General features: G+C 71.2%; 12 protein-coding genes. 5 read left to right on the forward strand and 7 right to left on the reverse strand.

The genetic code is table 11. From position 1 onward, the window contains the following. Positions 1 to 10: 10 nt before the first annotated feature. Positions 11 to 880, reverse strand: a complete 870-nt coding sequence (locus tag ACTOQ3_RS20375) for a UbiA family prenyltransferase (RefSeq protein WP_440084942.1) — start codon at positions 878 to 880, stop codon at positions 11 to 13. A gap of 270 nt (positions 881 to 1,150) precedes the next feature. Between ACTOQ3_RS20375 and ACTOQ3_RS20380 the strand changes: the two genes are divergently transcribed. The 3 genes from ACTOQ3_RS20380 to ACTOQ3_RS20390 are packed head-to-tail and all read left to right on the forward strand — an operon-like array spanning position 1,151 to position 4,147. Continuing rightward, positions 1,151 to 2,479, forward strand: coding sequence for a type III polyketide synthase (locus tag ACTOQ3_RS20380; RefSeq protein WP_440084943.1), 1,329 nt, complete (start codon positions 1,151 to 1,153; stop codon positions 2,477 to 2,479). 7 nt (positions 2,480 to 2,486) lie between these two features. Next, positions 2,487 to 3,137, forward strand: a complete 651-nt coding sequence (locus ACTOQ3_RS20385; protein ID WP_440084944.1) for an isoprenylcysteine carboxyl methyltransferase family protein — start codon at positions 2,487 to 2,489, stop codon at positions 3,135 to 3,137. After that, positions 3,134 to 4,147, forward strand: a complete 1,014-nt coding sequence (locus ACTOQ3_RS20390) for an NAD(P)/FAD-dependent oxidoreductase (RefSeq protein ID WP_440084945.1) — start codon at positions 3,134 to 3,136, stop codon at positions 4,145 to 4,147. The genes ACTOQ3_RS20385 and ACTOQ3_RS20390 overlap by 4 nt, the downstream gene beginning before the upstream one ends. A gap of 151 nt (positions 4,148 to 4,298) precedes the next feature. On the opposite strand, the gene ACTOQ3_RS20395 is transcribed toward ACTOQ3_RS20390, so the two are convergent. The 6 genes from ACTOQ3_RS20395 to ACTOQ3_RS20420 all read right to left on the reverse strand — a co-directional run bounded on the left by ACTOQ3_RS20395 (position 4,299) and on the right by ACTOQ3_RS20420 (position 12,347). Next, a complete protein-coding gene (locus ACTOQ3_RS20395; protein WP_440084946.1) occupies positions 4,299 to 5,159 on the reverse strand; it encodes a hypothetical protein in 861 nt (286 codons plus the stop codon). 302 nt (positions 5,160 to 5,461) lie between these two features. Beyond that, on the reverse strand, positions 5,462 to 6,139 hold the full coding sequence (locus ACTOQ3_RS20400) for a DUF624 domain-containing protein (protein ID WP_440084947.1): 678 nt from the start codon (positions 6,137 to 6,139) through the stop codon (positions 5,462 to 5,464). A 141-nt stretch (positions 6,140 to 6,280) separates the two neighbouring features. Next, positions 6,281 to 7,918, reverse strand: coding sequence for an ABC transporter substrate-binding protein (locus ACTOQ3_RS20405; RefSeq protein WP_440084948.1), 1,638 nt, complete (start codon positions 7,916 to 7,918; stop codon positions 6,281 to 6,283). A gap of 84 nt (positions 7,919 to 8,002) precedes the next feature. Then, positions 8,003 to 8,875, reverse strand: coding sequence for a carbohydrate ABC transporter permease (locus ACTOQ3_RS20410; protein ID WP_440084949.1), 873 nt, complete (start codon positions 8,873 to 8,875; stop codon positions 8,003 to 8,005). Continuing rightward, entirely contained in the window at positions 8,872 to 9,864 is a 993-nt protein-coding gene (locus ACTOQ3_RS20415) for an ABC transporter permease (protein ID WP_440084950.1), read from the reverse strand. The genes ACTOQ3_RS20410 and ACTOQ3_RS20415 overlap by 4 nt, the downstream gene beginning before the upstream one ends. Positions 9,865 to 10,511: 647 nt before the next feature. Beyond that, the gene (locus ACTOQ3_RS20420) at positions 10,512 to 12,347 is read right to left on the reverse strand and encodes an AMP-dependent synthetase/ligase (RefSeq protein WP_440084951.1); all 1,836 of its coding nucleotides are present in this window, start codon (positions 12,345 to 12,347) and stop codon (positions 10,512 to 10,514) included. A 180-nt stretch (positions 12,348 to 12,527) separates the two neighbouring features. Between ACTOQ3_RS20420 and ACTOQ3_RS20425 the strand changes: the two genes are divergently transcribed. Next, positions 12,528 to 14,027: a peptide MFS transporter gene (locus tag ACTOQ3_RS20425; RefSeq protein WP_440084952.1), complete on the forward strand. Its 1,500-nt coding sequence runs from the start codon at positions 12,528 to 12,530 to the stop codon at positions 14,025 to 14,027. Between the two features lie 55 nt (positions 14,028 to 14,082). After that, on the forward strand, positions 14,083 to 14,694 hold the full coding sequence (locus ACTOQ3_RS20430; RefSeq protein ID WP_440084953.1) for a trimeric intracellular cation channel family protein: 612 nt from the start codon (positions 14,083 to 14,085) through the stop codon (positions 14,692 to 14,694). The last annotated feature ends 17 nt before the right edge of the window (positions 14,695 to 14,711 follow it).

Below are 14,711 nucleotides of genomic sequence, written 5' to 3' on the forward strand. Positions count from 1 at the left end.
GGGCGGCCGGTCAGGGCGCGGTGATGGCGGTGCCGCGGGCGAGGAGCAGGACGACGTCGACCGCGGCGACGGCGATCGCCGCGGCGAAGGGGACGCGCGACGAGCCCCGGCCCAGTGCCAGTCCTCCGGCGGTGAAGGCCCCCGCCGCCGCCAGGGCGGCCCAGCTTCCCGCGCCCGGCGGCTCCGGGGGCCCGAGGACGAGCAGGGCCGTCGCGGCCAGCAGGGGCAGCGGGATCAGGAGGCGGACGCGGGCGGTGCCGAGCCGCTGCGGCCAGCCGCGGACCCCGCCCGCGAGGTCCGCGGGGATGTCGGGAAGCACGTTGGCCAGGTGCGCCCCGCAGCCGAGCAGCGCCGCGGCCGTCACGGCCCACCAGGCGGGCCACGGGTGTCCCGGCAGGCCCAGGGTCACGAACCCCGGCAGCGAGCCGAACCCCACCGCGTACGGCAGCCAGGACAGCGCGGTCGCCTTGAGCCCGAGGTCGTAGGCCCACGCCGCGGCGACGCCGGCCAGGTGGACGGCACCGGCGGCGGGACCGGAGGCCAGCGAGAGCGGCACGCACAGCGCCAGGGCCGCGAGAGCGGCGACCCACACCGTGCGGACGCCCACCGCTCCGGAGGCGACGGGCTTGCCGGTGCGGCCCGCGGCGGCGTCCCGCGCGGCGTCCACCGCGTCGTTGCACCAGCCGATCGAGAGCTGTCCCGCCAGCACGGCCGCGGCCACCAGGGCGCACCCGGCCGCGTCGCGCCCGCTCGCGACGGCCAGCGCGGTCACCAGGGCGGTGACCGCCACGGTCGGTCCCGGGTGACAGGCCAGCAGTAATCCCCGTACGGCCCGGAGCGACGGCCCGGGGCCCAGGCGCGATGGCCGACTCCTCGTCACGGGTCGATCGTAGGCGGGAACCTCACAAAGCGCGGGCACCCTCTCGGGCCGTTCCCGCTCTCGCGTCCCGGCCCGCCACCTCGCGGAGCCGGGGCCGGAGACGGGCGGGCCGGAGACGGGCGGGGCCGGGGCGAGAGCCGGAGGCGGAGCGCGGCTCCCCCGCGGACCGGAACCCCGCGGAAGGCGGGCGCGAAGGGCTTCGTGACGCATGCCACACGCGCAGGTGGGCAAAAGGGAGTTGTCCGCTGTTCGCGAGCCGGGAGTTACCAGATGACGCGAATCGTCGCTGTCCGCGGCGCACTCCCGCCGAACCGCCACTCCCAGGCAGAGATCACCGACGCGTTCGCACGAGCGTGCCTTCCCAAGGGTGCCAGCCGCCTGTTGCTCGACAGGCTGCACGCCTCCGCGCGGGTGGAGTCACGGCACCTGACACTGCCGCTCGAACGGTACGCCAAGCTGGACGGCTTCGGCGCGGCCAACGACGCCTTCGTGGAGACGGCCGTGGAGCTGGGCGCCGAGGCGGTGGGCGGTGCGCTGCGGGACGCGGGGGTCCTCCCCGAGGACGTGGACATGATCCTCTTCACCTCGGTGACCGGTGTCGCGGCGCCCTCGGTGGACGCCAGGCTGGCCGGGCGGCTCGGGCTGCGCCCGGACGTCAAGCGGGTACCGGTCTTCGGCCTGGGCTGTGTCGCGGGGGCGGCCGGGATCGCCCGCCTCCACGACTACCTGCGCGGCTGGCCGGACCATCTCGCGGTGCTGCTCTCGGTCGAGCTGTGCTCCCTCACCCTGCAGCGCGGTGACGCCTCCATCGCCAACATGGTCGCGAGCGCCCTGTTCGGCGACGGGGCGACGGCCGTGGTGGCCTGCGGCGACGAGTGGCGGCCACGGCGTACCGGATCCTCCGCGACCTCCCGTGCCGCCGCCGGGGCGAACGGCGCGTCCGCGACCACGCGGCCCGCGGGACCCGCGGGCTCCTCCCCGCCGAACAGCGCGCCCGCCGCGCATCACCGGTTCCCCCTCTCCGGAGCCTCCGCGTCCTCCTCGTCCCCGGCGCCCTCGGGGTTCGCGAGGTCCTCCCCCGCGACCGGCGCGCCCGTGACGCACCGGCCGCCCTCCGAACCGGCGGGAACGTACGAGCTCCCGGAGCCGCCGGTCACGATGACCGGGCCGACGGTGGTGGCCTCGCGCAGCCACCTGTATCCGGAGTCCGAGCACGTGATGGGCTGGCACGTCGGCGACACCGGCTTCCGCGTGGTGCTCGACGCGAGCGTCCCCGAGGTGGTGCGCACCTATCTGGCGGACGACGTGCACGGCTTCCTCGGTGACCACGGCCTGAGGGTCGAGGACGTGACGGCGTGGGTCTGCCACCCGGGCGGCCCGAAGGTCCTGGAGGCGGTGGCGGAGACGCTGCGGCTTCCCGAGGGCGCGCTGGACCTCACCTGGCGCTCGCTCGCCGCGATCGGGAACCTGTCCTCGTCCTCAGTCCTGCACGTCCTGCGGGATACGCTCGCCCTGCGGCCACCACCGCCGGGCACGCCGGGACTCCTCCTCGCGATGGGGCCGGGCTTCTGCTCCGAACTCGTACTGCTGCGCTGGTAGGAGCCCGATGTCCTGGCATCTGTCGTCCTGGTACCTGCTGCTCGTGCTGCTCGTCGGCCTGGAGCGCGTCGCCGAGCTGGTCGTCGCGCGCCGCAACGCGCGCTGGAGCATGGCGCGCGGCGGGGTGCTGTCCGGGCAGGGCCACTACCCGTGGATGGTCGCCCTGCACACCGGCCTGCTCGCCGGATGCCTGTTCGAGGCGGGCCTGGCCGACCGGCCCTTCGTGCCCGCGCTCGGCTGGCCGATGCTCGTCCTGGTGGTCGCCGCGCAGGGCCTGCGCTGGTGGTGCATCACCGCGCTGGGCCCGCAGTGGAACACCCAGGTCATCGTGGTGCCCGGTCTGCCGCTGGTGGAGCGCGGCCCCTACCGGCTGCGGTGGCTGCGCCACCCCAACTACGTCGCGGTGGCCGTCGAGGGGGCGGCGCTGCCCCTGGTGCACACCGCGTGGGTCACCGCGCTGGTGTTCACCGTGCTCAACGCCGCGCTGATGGTGGTGCGGATCCGCTGCGAGGAGGACGCCCTGGCCTCGCTCGCCACGGCTCCCGCCACCGGGGCGGCGGGAGCCGCGCCGCCGCAGGACGTGCCACCCCCCACCGCGCCGCCGGAGGACCTGCCGCCCTCCGACGTGCCGCCGTCCTCCGGCAGGGCCCCGGCGTGATCGACGTCCTGATCGCGGGCGGTGGGCCGGCGGGTCTGGCCACCGCCATCCACGCCGCGCTGGCCGGGATGGAGGCGGTCGTCGTCGAGCCCAGGGCCGTACCGGTGGACAAGGCGTGCGGCGAGGGGCTGATGCCCAGCGGCACCGCCGCCCTGGGGTCGCTGGGGGTGCGGGTCGAGGGCAGGCCGCTGCGCGGCATCCGCTACCTGGACCGCCGGTACGCGGTGGAGGCGGCGTTCCGCGACGGGCCGGGCCTGGGCGTGCGGCGGACCGCGCTGCACGCCGCGCTGGCCCGGCGGGCGCGGGAACTGGGCGTGAAGGTCGTGCCCGGCAAGGTGGACGGCGTGCGGCAGGACGGCGGCGGGGTCGAGGCGGCGGGGCTGCGTGCCCGCTGGCTGGTGGCCGCTGACGGCCTGCACTCCCCGCTGCGCGCCCTGCTCGGGCTGGAGCTGCCGGGGCGCGGGCCGCGCAGGTACGGGCTGCGGCGGCACTACCCGGTCGCGCCGTGGACGGACTTCGTCGAGGTCCACTGGGCGGCGGACGGCGAGGCGTACGTGACGCCGGTGGGCGAGAACCTGGTGGGCGTCGCCGTGCTGAGCTCGCGGCGGCGCGGCTACCCGGAGCACCTGGCGGACTTTCCCGCGCTCCTGGAGCGGCTGGAGGGACCGGCGGCGACCCCGGTGCGCGGGGCGGGACCGCTGCGCCAGCGGGTACGCGCCCGGGTGGCCGGGCGGGTGCTGCTGGTCGGTGACGCGGCCGGCTACGTCGACGCGCTCACCGGGGAGGGGGTGTCGCTCGCGCTGACGTCCGCGCGGTTGCTGGTGGACTGCCTGCGGGCCGGTGCCCCCGGGTCGTACGAGGCCGCCTGGCTTCGGCTGTCCCGGCGGCACCGGCTGCTCACCGGGGCGCTGGTGGGCACCCGCCGGTACCGGACGGCGGGGCGGCTGATCGTCCCGGCCGCCCGGCGGATGCCCTCCCTGTTCGGCGCGGCGGTGCACGCCCTGGCCTGACCTGGAACGCCCTGGCATGGCCCGGCATGGCATGGCCCGGCATGGCATGGCCCGGCATGGCATGGCCCGGCATGGCATGGCCCGGCACGTCTCTGGCCCGGCCCGGCCCGATCTCGCCGGCCGCCCGGCCCTCCGTCTCGACCCGGCCGGCCTAGCGCGAGACCTTGTGAACGATGCCCAGCCTGGGGGCGTAATGGTTCGTGCCCTGGAAGCGGATCCGCCACTCACCGCCCGTGCGATCGCCCACGGTCCGGGCGAAACGTCCCCGGGAGTCGGTCGTGGCGCCGGCCACCCTCGTCCATCCGGCCTTCTCCCCCGGCCGGTGCAGGATCTCGACGGGCTGGCCGGGGAAGGGCGCGTAGTCGAGGGCTCCCTGCGGGTCGACCCGGTTCAGCACCCCCGTCACCCGCACACCCGAGTTCCCCCGGACCGCCTCCACCCCGCCGAACCTGGTCAGGCGCTTCAGCAGGAAGCCCGTGTGCCCGGTGACCTCGGCGCCGTCCGCGCCCCTGGCGGTCACGGAGACCGTCCAGGGTCCTGCGGGGTACCAGCGGCTCAGGCTCTTCTCCGGGGCGAACCGCCAGGTCACCCAGCCCTCCCCCGGCCTGGAGACGATCTTCCCCGCCGTCGCCACGGCCGAGCCGGGAGCGAGGCGGGCGGCCACGACCGGGCCGGGCGCCGGTCCGGGCGCGAGGGCGGGCCCCCGTCCGGGTCCCGGCCGGGCGGGCGTCCCGCGGCGGGGCGCGGTGACGGGGAAGGACGTGCCCGCCGAGGCGGGAGGCGCGCCGGGCTCGACCTTGATCCTCACCCCCTCGGGGCCGGTGACGCCCCGGGCCACCACCTCTATCACCATGCGTACGGAGTCGGCGGGCCCGACCACGGGGGTCGTGGGGTGCAGGGTCACCGAGCGGATCGTCAGGTCCTCGACAGCGGCGGCGGCCGGGGCTCCGGCCGGTGCCGGCAGGGTCACTGCCCCGGCCGCCAGGGATGCGAGAAGAACTCTCATCGTCATGATCAAGACGCTAGGAGGCCACCGGTAACAAGCAGGTAGAGGACACACGCCCCGTTGGGCAAAGCGAGAGCCGCCCGCCGGGGAAAGCCCCCGGGGCCCCGAGGCCCGGCCGCTCCCCGGCCGCGAGACCGGCATGCCGGTGGGATCGCCGTCGCCGGCCGGACGCCGGTGAGCGCCCCCGTGCCGACGCCGCCGCGCCGGCCGGTTCGAGCCCGGTCGTAGGGCTCCTCCGGCCGGCGTGCGGGGCCATCGGGGTGGCCGATCCGAACAGGTGGGTCTCCGGCGACGGGCGTCCGCGGGTCTCAGGCCGTGAACCTCTCCCGCACCTCGGTGATCACCGTGCGGCTGTTCAGCAGGAGCATCGACGCGAACACCGAGGCCAGCAGCACAGGCAGCGCCTCGGAGGCGATCAGCGTGAGACCCGCCGCCAGGACCAGCAGGCAGGCGTTGCCCAGCGAGGCCCGGGGGGAACGGGTGAGGAAGTACACGGCCAGGCGGGCGACGTCCCGAGCGCGGAACGCGAACAGGGAGGTGATCACCAGCACGTTGGCGATCCAGAGGGTCGCCGCCACGGCGATGAGGACCGACGGCACGGCCCACCATCCCTGGACGCCGGCGGTGGCGAGGTTCGACCCGATGACGGCCAGCCACAGCAGCCACGGGATCCAGAGCTTCACGACCCCGCGCAGGTTGGCCCGGTAGCCGCGCCAGAACGCCGCCCCGGGATGGAGGTCGGTGAGGTCCAGGCGGCGGTGGTGCAGCGCGTAAAGCGCGGCCGAGAGCGCCGGGCCGGCCGGGATCAGGCAGAGCGCGGCCAGCGGGATGTTGGTGGCGTCACGGCCGAGCAGGACGAGCCCGATCAGGCCGGGCACGGTGGTGAGCAGGAACAGCAGCTCGACCACCAGCAGGGTGTAGACGAGCGCGGAGGCGCGGGCGAGGGGCCCTTCGCCGAACCGGTGCCCGGCCGTCGTGTCGGTCATCAGGGGAACTCCGCGTCGGTCGTGCCGTCGGATGGGTCGCTCGTGCGGTCGGACGGGTCGGACGTGCCGTCGGACGGGTCGGTCGTGCAGGGGAGGCCGGGGCGCCCGTCGGTGGTACGAGCGCCACCGGCCCGCAGGGGATCAACCGTGCTTCTGCTTGAACCGCTCGTAGGCGCCGTTCATCATGTTGACGAAGGAGGTCATGTTGTTGGCCTCGAGTTCCTTGACGTAGGCGCCCCACTCGCCGAAGTCGCGTTTGCCGAGGATGAACTTGAGCGTGTTCTGGGTGACGTGGTCCTTCAGCGGTGTCTGCCACAGCGTCACCTGCTCGCGCTCCTCGTCGGTGAGCGGGTGCGGGGGCGGCACCGGCAGCGGCTTGCGGGAGTTCATCTCCTTCTGGAACGCGATCTCCTCCTCGGAGAAGGTCGACTGCAGCAGCTCGGTGGGCCCGCCGTAGGCGAAGACGCCGTTGGAGAACCCGAAGTCCTTCTGCAGGTGCTTGGGCGCCTTGGGGTTGAGCCCGACGAAGTCGACGTCGGAGGCGAGCTTGTACTTCCCGGACGCGTCCTTGGTGTGGGTGACCCCCTCGACCCCCCACTTGGCGAACGCCTGGCCCGCGTCGGAGTACCAGAGCCAGTCGACGAACTGCATCATGGCGACGAAGTTCTTGCTGTCACGGGCCTTCTTGGAGATCATGACGCCGTTCTCCAGGCGGGTGTTGCCCGCGCCGTACTTGATGGGTCCGAGCGGGCCGACGGGCAGTGGGATCTTGACGAGCCTGGCCTCCGGGTTCGCCTTCTCCAGCGGCGGCCGGTACTCGTTGACCAGCGTCTGGGCGTTCGTGCCGATCACGAAGGACTTGCCGGACACCAGCTTCTGGATCGCCAGGTCGTCGGTCTGGGTGAAGCTCTCCGGGTCGAGCAGCTTCTCCTTCACCAGCGTGTGGAGATACTCCAGCATCTGCCGGTACTGCTCCGTGGCGCCGGTGAAGGCGAACTTCTGGATGTTGGGGTCCCACACCACCCCTTCCCCGTAGCCCCAGCCGCCGGGGGCGCCGTAGGAGACGCCGACGATGTTCAGCAGGTTGGCACCAGGCGTGAGGGTTCCCCAGCGGTCGGAGAACGGGTAGGAGTCGGGATACTCCGCCTTCAGCGCCTTCAGCATGGTGCGTAACTCCTCCCAGGTCTCCGGGATCTCGAGCCCGTGCTTCTCCAGGATGTCCGCGCGAACCGCCAGGGAGTAATCCACCCAGTGGTCCTGGTGGAGGCCGGGCAGGAGGTAGAAGCGGCCGTCCTCCTGCCGGAGCGTGTCCAGGTCGGCCTGGAGGTTCCACTTGGCGACCTTCTCCTTGAAGTTCGGCATCAGGTCCAGGTAGTCGCTGACCGGCAGGATGGCGCCGGAGGCGACGAAAGGGGTCTCCTGGGCGGGATAGGTCTTGGGGATGATGAGCGGGGCGTCACCCGCGCCGATCACCAGGCTGCGCTTGTTCTCGTAGTCGCTGAGCGGCACCACGCTCGGCTGGAGGGTCACGTTGGTCCGCTTGCCGAGCTCGGACCAGAACAGCCAGTCGTTCTTGATCGGGTAGAACGGGTGGTTGTTGTACAGCACGGTGAACGACAGCGGCGCGGCGGCCTTGAACTGGGCGCCGGCCCCGTAGCCGGGCATCGCGCCCTCCCGGTTCGCCGCCAGGTTGTCGGCCTGCTTCTTGGTGTCGTCACTGCCGCAGCCGGCCAGGACGGCGAAGGTACCCATCGCGACCATCGCCTGACGCCGGTTCATCTGGTACATGGAAGTCCTTTTTCTCGGATTTCTCGGAAACGGGTGGGAGGGCGACCGGGGTGACAGAGGCCGGCGGGAGTACGGCTATCCCTTGACCGCGCCGAGCGTGACCCCGGTGACGAAGTAGCGCTGGACGAAGGGGTAGATCCCCAGGATGGGCAAGATGGTGAGCACCGTCGTCACCGCCTTGATGTTGGCGGCCACCGTCATGTTCATCGCGTCGGCGCCCACCGACGACGCGCCGGTGGCGCCGGCGATCAGGTTGCGCAGGAAGACGGTCACCGGGAAGAGATCGGACTGGCTCATGTAGAGGAACGCGGCGAACCACGAGTTCCAGAACGCGACGGCGTAGAAGAGCACCATCGTGGCGATCACCGCCTTCGACAGCGGCAGCACGATCCGCAGCAGGATGCCGTAGGTGTTCATGCCGTCGATCGCGGCGGCCTCCTCCAGCTCGACCGGCAGCCCCTCGAAGAACGCCTTCATGATCAGGAGGTTGAAGACGCTGATGGCGTTCGGCAACACGATGGCCCAGATGCTGTCCTTCATCCCGAGGCTGGTGATCAGCACGTAGTTGGGGATGATGCCGCCGGAGAAGAACATGGTGAAGACGGCGATCCCGATCAGGAGCCTGCGGCCCTTGAGATGCCTCTTGGACAACACGTAGGCGTAGCAGGTGGTCATGAACATCGCGATCGCCGTGGCCACGACCGTGTACACCACGGTGTTGCGGTAGTTCGTCCAGAACGTCGGGTCAGAGATCACGTACTCGTACGTCGACAGGGTGAAGCCGCGGGGTATGAGGTTGACCTGACCCGAGCGGATGGCGGTCTCGTCGCTCAGCGAGCGGGCGACCACGTTGACGAAGGGGTACAGGGTCACGATCACGACGCCGGCCAGAACGACGGCGTTGACCGCCTGGAACACCCGATGGCCCCTGCTCACGTCCACGCTCACCACAGGCTCGTCCCCACCGTGCGCCGGGAGATCAGGTTCGCCGACAACACCAGGATCAGCCCGATCAACGCCTCGAACAGGCCGATCGCCGTGGCGTAGCTGAAGTTGTTGGACACCACGCCCATCCGGTACAGGTACGTGGAGATCACGTCCGCGGTCGGGTACGTCAGCGGGTTGTACAGCAACAAGACCTTCTCGAACCCGACCGCCATGAACGCCCCGATGTTCAGGATCAGCAGGGTGACCGCGGTCGGCCGGATGCCGGGCAGCGTCACGTGCCAGGTCTGCCGCCACCGGCCCGCGCCGTCGATCCTGGCCGCCTCGTACAGCTGGTCGTCGATGGTGGTCAGCGCGGCGAGATAGAGGATCGTCCCCCACCCGACGGTCTGCCACATCTCCGAGGAGACGTAGATCGTCCGAAACCACTCCGGCTGCTGCAGGAACGAGATGGGGTCGTCACCCGCCACGCGCAGGATCTGGTTCACCGGCCCGTCCACCGACAACAACTCGATGACCAGGCCGGCCACGACCACGATCGACAGGAAGTGCGGCAGGTAGGAGATCGACTGGACGAACCGCCTGAGGCGCCGCTGCCGCACCTCGTTGATCAGCAGTGCGAGCACGATCGGCATGGGAAAGCAGAACAGCAGGGTCAGCGCCCCCAGCACCAGCGTGTTGGTGAACACCTGCCAGAACGTCGGGTCGTTCAAAAACATCCGCACGTAGCGCAGGCCCGCCCACTCCTCGCCCAGCACGCTGCCGCCGGGCTCGAACTTCCTGAAGGCGATCACGTTGCCGATCATCGGCAGGTACCGGAATATCGCGAAGAACAGCAGCGGGAGAACCGCCAGCGAGTACAGCTGCCAGTCGCGGCGCAGCGCCTGACGCCAGGTACGACCCGGAGCGCGCCTCCCCCGGACGGGATCGGACGTCACCTCACCCGGATCAGGAGTGCCGGATGACACCTCGACCGTCCCGGTCGCGCTCATCCCCGCGTCTCCGGTGCCGGCCGGTGAACGCGTGCCGGCGGCCGCGGGCGTCGCCGGTGGACCGCCTGTTCGCTCATGCCATCCCTTCGACCGGCGACGGCGTCACCCGAGGCCGTCGGCCGTGAATCAATCGGAGTTGTGAGGCTGAAACTTTCAATGCGGTTTATTAATATTGCGGAAATATAAGCGGCTGGTAGAGGTGAGTCAAGGGAGGTGTCAACAGACTTATGACGAGTAAGGTCTTCCTCGTTCTCACTCGCAGCTCAACGTCGTGCGAACTCGGCGCACTTATTTACTCGAAATGTTTCGGAGCCGATGTGCAGCCAGCGTCCCGGTCATCCGGCGGCGAAAGGTTTCGGCTCACGGTGCCGGAACAGCGTTCCTCGCCCGTGCCGGGACGGTGCCCCTCGCCCGTGCCGGTCCTGCGGCCCGCTCATCGCGGCCCGGCGCCGGACCGGGAGGGTCGGCGGGCCGCCTTTCGTGAGCGGCCTCCCGGGCGACGCGCGCCGGGGAACCCGGGGCAACGGGAAGCCGGGGAACGCCGGAAAGGGGAAAAGGGGAACCCGGCGCCCGGCGACGGCGGGCGCCGGGCGGCTCGTGGGCGGCTCGCGGCCTCCTCGTGGTCGGCTCTCGTTCGTGCCGTGTGATCAGCCCTCGTACATGCCGTCGATGATCTCCGCGTACTTGGCGTGGATGACGCGGCGCTTGAGCTTCAGGCTCGGGGTGAGCTCCGTGCTCTCGGCCGTCCACTCCACCGGCAGCAGCCGCCAGCGCTTGATCTGCTGGACGCGGGCCAGCTTCTCGTTGGCGACGGCGATCGCGCCCTCGACGGCCTTCAGGACGTCGGGGTGCTCGGCGAGGTCGGCCAGGGTGGTGAACGAGACGCCGTTGGCCTGCGCCCAGCCGGGGGCCACCTCGCCGTCGAGGGTGAGGATCGCCACCGGGTACGGCCTGCCGTCGCCGTAGGCGAGGGCCTGGCCGATGAGCGGGTGCTCCTTGAGGTGGCTCTCGATGTTGGCCGGGGAGATGTTCTCGCCCCCGGAGGTGATGATGATCTCCTTCTTGCGGTCGACGATGCTGACGAAGCCGTCCTCGTCGATGGAGCCCACGTCCCCGGTGTGCAGCCAGCCGTCCTCGTCGAGCAGCTCGGCGGTGGCCTCGGGCCGTCCGAGGTAGCCGCGGGTGTTGGCCGGGCTGCGGGTGATGATCTCGCCGTCGTCGGCGATCCTGACCTCGACGCCCGGACCCGCCTGGCCGACCGTGCCGAGCTTGTAGCGGTCGGGGGCGTTGGCGGTGAACGCGCCGGTCGTCTCGGTCATGCCGTACACGTCGAGGACCCGCAGGCCGAGGCCGGCGAAGAAGCGCTGGACCTCCAGCGGCATCGGCGCGGCGGCGGTGGCGAGCCAGCCCGCGTTGTCGAAGCCGATCATCGACCGGATGATCGACAGCAGGGCGGCGTCGGCCTGCTCGTAGGCGGCCAGGACCTCGGGCGAGGGGGTGCGCCCGTACTGGTTGGCCTCGATGTAGGCGAGCCCGGCGGCCATCGCCTGGCGCACGCTCTCCTGCTGCTCCTCCGGCTGGGTGGCGAGCAGCGCCTGCAGGCGGGCCATCATCTTCTCCCACACGCGCGGCACCCCGAAGAACAGCACCGGCTTGACCTGGCCGAGGGTGGCGCCGAGCTGGGCGAGGTCGGTGCAGAAATGGGTGTGGGAGAACTTGAAGAGCGGCAGGTAGAGGCTGAGCACCCGCTCGGCGATGTGCGCGTAGGTGAGGTAGGAGATCTGGGTGCCGTTGCCGGGCAGGTCGGCCATCCGGTTGGTGGCCACGACCTCGAAGAACACGTTGGAGTGGGTCAGCGGCACGCCCTTGGGGTTGCCGGTGGTGCCGGAGGTGTACAGGACGGTGAGGACGTCGTCGGCGGTCACCGCCTGCCAGCGGGCGTCGACGGCGGCGGGGTCGGCGGCGAGTCTTTCGCGGCCGAGGGCCAGAAAGTCGTCCCAGGAGACGAACCGGTCGCCGGCCGGGGCGCCCTCCAGCACGATGACCTTGCGAAGCTCGGGGAGGTCGTCCAGGACCGGCTCCCACCTGGCCAGGTCGGCCGGTCCGCCGAGCACCGCGATCCTCGCCGCGACGTCACCGGCCACGAACGCCACCTGCTCGGGGGCGAAGGTCGAGTAGACCGAGCAGGACACGGCGCCGGCGTGCACCGCGCCCAGATCCGCCAGCACGTGCTCGCTGCGGTTGACCATCATGAGCGCCACCGCCTCGCCGGGCTCCAGCCCGAGGGCGGCGAAACCGGCGGCGATCTCCAGGACCCGCTGCCTGGCCTGGGAGTAGGTGAGGGTGGACCAGCCCCCCTCGACCGGGTCGGAGTACGCCGGCGCGTCGGGATTGCTCTCCGCCGCCTCCTTCAGCTGACCACAGACCGTACGGCCCGCGATCTCCCTCTCGATCGCCGCCCGCTCCTCAAGGACACCGGCCATGACGCGCCTCCAGAAAGTGCTCACTTGCACGAGTGGCATGCATCGCACCACACGCCGTTCCCCTTGGACAAGACCCTGAAAGGGAGAAGAAACACCACATCGCGTAACCGGCTTTCCCGTCCCGCCGGAAGGCGTACATAGAGTTAGCCTCTGATCACGCGATGACGTTCGGGGGGACGCATGCCATCGGGAAGACGAGCTCGCGAGAAGACCTTCTTCGGGCACCCGCGCGGCCTCGCCACGCTGTTCGGCACCGAGATGTGGGAGCGCTTCAGCTGGTACGGCCTGCGGGCCATCCTCGCCACCTTCATGGCCGCCTCCCCCGCCACGGGCGGCCTCGGGCTGACCGAGCAGACCGCCCAGGCGATCATCGGCATCTACGGCGCCCTCATCTATCTCGTCGCCCTGCCCGGCGGCTGGATCGCCGACCGGATACTCGGCGCCCGCAGGGCGGTGCTGTGCGGCGGCTTCGTCATCATGTGCGGCCACATCAGCATGGCCATCCCCGTCAGGACCGGCGCCTTCGTCGCGCTCGGCCTGTTCCTCATCATCATCGGGACCGGGCTGCTGAAGCCCAACATCTCCACGATGGTCGGCAAGCTCTACCCTCAGAACGACGACGCGCGCAGGGACGCGGGCTTCTCGATCTTCTACCTCGGCATCAACATCGGCGCCTTCATCGCCCCCATCGTGGTCGGCCGGCTCGCCGAGGGCGACCGCTGGCACCTGGGCTTCGGCGCGGCGGCGGTCGGCATGGCCCTGGGCCTTCTCCAGTACGTGCTGGGCAGGCGCCACCTCATGGGCGTGGGCGAGCGGCCGGGCCACCGGATGACCCCGCGCGAGCGCCGGCACTTCACCCTCGCCCTCGTCGTGGCCGTCGTCGCGGCGGGCGGCGCGCTGGCCGTGTGGGGGGCCTCGGGCACCTTCAGCCTCGACACCTTCGCCCTGGTGATGACGCTGCTCATCGTGGCCGTGCCGGTGCTCTACTTCGGCTACATCCTGCTGGGCAGCCACAACCTGACCGACGACGAGCGCTCCCGGATGAAGGCCTACGTCTGGCTGTTCGCCGCGGCCGCCGTCTTCTGGATGGTCTACGACCTGGCGCCGACCGTGCTGCTGTTCTTCGCCCAGAACAACACGGACCTGTCGCTGTTCGGCCTGCGGATCACCCCGGCGACCACGCAGGCGTTCAACCCGCTGTTCATCATGATCTTCGTGCCGGTCTTCGCGGCGCTGTGGATCCGGCTGGGCAACCGGGTGACCGCTCCCCACAAGTTCTCCGTGGGACTGTTCGTCAACGGCCTGAGCTTCATGATCATGGCGCTCGCCGCCATGCTGGCCCAGAGCGGGAGGATCTCGGTGTGGTGGCTGGTGCTGGTCTACCTCGTCCAGGTCTTCGGGGAGCTGGCGCTGAGCCCGGTCGGGCTCTCGGTCACCACCAAGCTCGCACCCGAGGCGTTCAAGAGCCAGATGCTCGGGCTGTGGTTCCTGTCCTTCTCGGTGGGCGACGCGGTGGGCGGGCAGACGGGGCGGTTGAAGAACTACATGTCGGAGCCCGCGTACTTCCTCACCCTCGCCGCGATCTCCATCGTGGCGTCGCTGGTGCTCCTCGCCTTCGCGGGCAGGCTGCATACGATGATGCGCGAACACCGGGCGCCGGACACGGCCCCGTCGCGCTGACCGTCCCGCCGACCTCATGGAAAGCGCATATATCCGGTCATGGGATGATTTATTCGTGAATCATGTGCTCGATCTCGTCGGGATCTTCGTCTTCGCCCTCTCGGGCGCCCTCGTCGGCGTGCGCAGGCGGCTCGACGTGGTGGGCATGACCGTACTGGCCGAGATGACCGCGCTGGGCGGCGGGATCGCGCGCGACCTGATCCTGAACGTGCCGCCCGCGGCCTTCTCCAGCGTCGGCTACGTGGTCGTGCCGGTGCTTGCCACGGTGATCGTGTTCTTCTGGCATCCGCAGGTCGAGCGGGTGATGCCCGCGGTGAACGTGTTCGACGCCGCGGGGCTCGGCCTGTTCTGCGCGGTCGGCACCGAGAAGGCGATGTACCTCGGCCTCTCCCCGCTGCACGCGACCCTGCTCGGGGTCACCACCGCGGTCGGCGGCGGCATCCTGCGCGACGTCCTCGCCGGGCAGATCCCCACCCTGCTGTACGACCGCCAGCTGTACGCGGTGCCCGCCATGCTCGGCTCGGCGCTGATGGCGCTGCTCTACACCCTCGACCTGCACGGCTGGCCGGCCACGCTGGCCGCCGCGTGCCTCGCCTTCGGGCTGCGGATCGCGGCCGTGCGGCTGGGACTGCGGGCCCCGCTGGCCAGGGGCGTCACCTCCGACTGAACCACGCCCCGCCGTCC

It is taken from the genome of Streptosporangium sp. LJ11, assembly GCF_051918945.1.
Lineage (GTDB): Bacteria > Actinomycetota > Actinomycetes > Streptosporangiales > Streptosporangiaceae > Streptosporangium.

What these genes read in the sequence shown, in the direction of transcription:
- ACTOQ3_RS20400 (WP_440084947.1), bottom strand. Translation starts at nt 6,139, where the DNA reads ATGACCGACACGACGGCCGGGCACCGGTTCGGCGAAGGGCCCCTCGCC.
- ACTOQ3_RS20425 (WP_440084952.1), top strand. Translation starts at nt 12,528, where the DNA reads ATGCCATCGGGAAGACGAGCTCGCGAGAAGACCTTCTTCGGGCACCCG.
- ACTOQ3_RS20420 (WP_440084951.1), bottom strand. Translation starts at nt 12,347, where the DNA reads ATGGCCGGTGTCCTTGAGGAGCGGGCGGCGATCGAGAGGGAGATCGCG.
- ACTOQ3_RS20385 (WP_440084944.1), top strand. Translation starts at nt 2,487, where the DNA reads ATGTCCTGGCATCTGTCGTCCTGGTACCTGCTGCTCGTGCTGCTCGTC.
- ACTOQ3_RS20415 (WP_440084950.1), bottom strand. Translation starts at nt 9,864, where the DNA reads ATGAGCGCGACCGGGACGGTCGAGGTGTCATCCGGCACTCCTGATCCG.
- ACTOQ3_RS20395 (WP_440084946.1), bottom strand. Translation starts at nt 5,159, where the DNA reads ATGACGATGAGAGTTCTTCTCGCATCCCTGGCGGCCGGGGCAGTGACC.
- ACTOQ3_RS20405 (WP_440084948.1), bottom strand. Translation starts at nt 7,918, where the DNA reads ATGAACCGGCGTCAGGCGATGGTCGCGATGGGTACCTTCGCCGTCCTG.
- ACTOQ3_RS20380 (WP_440084943.1), top strand. Translation starts at nt 1,151, where the DNA reads ATGACGCGAATCGTCGCTGTCCGCGGCGCACTCCCGCCGAACCGCCAC.